The 2,185-nt window shown below is 56.9% G+C and carries 1 protein-coding gene and 1 pseudogene; both read left to right on the top strand.

All coding sequences use genetic code 11. From position 1 onward, the window contains the following. Window positions 1-408: 408 nt before the first annotated feature. A complete protein-coding gene (locus HP547_RS28455) occupies window positions 409-1,824 on the top strand; it encodes an FAD-binding oxidoreductase (RefSeq protein WP_172288827.1) in 1,416 nt (471 codons plus the stop codon). 78 nt (window positions 1,825-1,902) lie between these two features. After that, window positions 1,903-2,185, top strand: a pseudogene (locus HP547_RS28460) (hypothetical protein); the annotation flags it as partial.

Raw genomic sequence — 2,185 nt, forward strand, 5'->3', positions numbered from 1 at the left:
CAGGTGAAAAGGGTTTGGGGATCAAACCCTTGCGCGGGCGCATTCGAATGAGCTTGTATCGATTTCGGTACGGTGTATTCAAATCGATACGCTGCGTTGAATTCGGGCAAGTACGCTGCTTGAAACAGTCCTGACAACTCGCAGCATTACTGTGCTCTTTCTCCTATTTAATGTCGCCAAATCAACTATTTGTGTCACCTGCACGATAGTTTTCAAATGGCTGAACTAAGTATTTGCCTTCAGCGATGTGTTTGCCCGCTGGCGCTCACCAAAATAGCCCCCCTTCAATTTGCACCGCCCGCCACCACGCGCTGGTCAGGAAGTTGGCCAGGACGTCTGTCGGCCAGGCAGATGGCTGGCTGCCCGGGCTTATGCAAACAACACCGAATACCAGGAAAGGAAAGTGTCATGGGAATGACGAGGCGTAATCTATTGATCGGCGGCGGCGTCGCGGCTGTCGTGGCAGGCGCGGGAATCCTTACCCCCTTGCTGACCCGCGAAGGCAGGTTGATCCCTGGCAAACCGCGGTTTGGCTATGTCGAAGGCACCGAGGGCGCACTCCCCAAACAGGCAGATGTGGTCGTTGTAGGGGCGGGCATTCTGGGGCTGATGACGGCAATCAATCTGGTCGAGCGCGGCCTCTCGGTAGTTGTTGTTGAGAAAGGTGAAATTGCCGGTGAGCAGTCCTGCCGGTTCTATGGCCAGGTCATGACCTACAAGATGCCGGATGCAACTTTCCACTTGCACCATCTTGCCAAACAACGCTGGCGAGAAATGAATGCCAAAGTGGGTGCAGATACCAGTTATCGCACACAAGGCCGGGTTGAAGTGCCCTTCGATGAAGAAGACCTGGAAGGCGTCAGAAAGTGGATTGATGTCAAAACCCGCGAAGTTGCAGCAGATATACCGTTCAATACGCGCATCATTCAAGGCAATGAACTTGAACAGCGCCTGCGTGGTGCAGCATCGCGCTGGACGGTGGCAGGCTTCGAGGAAGATTCCGGTAGCCTGGATGCCGAGCGCGCATCGTTTGTGATGGCGGAATACGCCAGGAAAGCGGGTGTGCGTATCTACACTCACTGCGCCGCGAGGGGCCTGGAAACCCAGGCAGGAGCCATCTCTGACGTGGTGACCGAGAAGGGCGCCATCCGCACTTCGCGTGTGATAGTGGCCGGCGGCGCGTGGTCGAGGTTGTTCATGCAGAACCTGGGCGTCGATGTGCCTACCTTGCCCGCTTACCAGTCCCAGCAGATCATCAGTGCGGCGCCCCGTGCGCCTGGCGGCAACGTTGCGTTGCCAGGGAATATCTACTTCCGCGAGCAGGCCGACGGTACCTATGCCACCTCGCCGCGCGTCGTGGTTGCCCCCGTGGTGAAAGAGTCGTTCATGTACGGCTACAAGTACCTGCCCTTGCTGGCCATCCCTGACTTCCCGGTGCACATCTCGCTCAACAAGCAGCTGATTGATTCGTTCATCCAGCCCACGCACTGGAAACTGGACGAGGTTTCGCCTTTCGAGAAAAACCGGTTGATGACAGCGGCCCCGGACCTGCCGGAGCTGAATGCGTCTTTGGCAAAACTCAAGGTCGAATTCCCGGCTTTCAGCGATGCAAAACTGATCGATCAGTGGAGCGGTGCGATGGCCATCGCACCGGATGAGAACCCCATCATTTCGCAGGTCAAGGAGTACCCCGGCCTGGTTCTCAATACCGCAACCGGGTGGGGGATGACGGAGAGCCCGGTGTCGTCCGAACTGTCGGCGGACTTGCTGCTTGGCAAAGCGCCTGTGCTGGACCCGAAACCGTTCAGCCTGTATCGATTCTAAGCACACCTGGCGCAATGGAATGACCCGTGCACGCATCGACGATGCGTGCATATTTTTGGCAATCATCAGGAGAACAGTATGAAAGTCGCTTTCAAGACTGCAGCAGCAATGGCCGTGGCACTCGCAGGTGCCGCAAGCGTGCAGGCACAAGACATCGTGCGCCATGGCGCCGGCAGTTTCCCTATTTCGTCGGCAGTAGAGGTTCCTGCAGGGAAGACGGTCGTCTACCTGAGTGGTTCCGTCCCGACGGTCATCCATCCTGATGCGCCCAAGGGTTCGCTGGAAGCCTATGGAGATACCAAGGCACAAACCATCAATGTGCTGCAGAACATTCAGCAGCAATTGAAAGACCTGGGCCTTG

Source organism: Pseudomonas sp. CM27 (assembly GCF_013179515.1).
Classification (GTDB): Bacteria; Pseudomonadota; Gammaproteobacteria; order Pseudomonadales; family Pseudomonadaceae; genus Aquipseudomonas.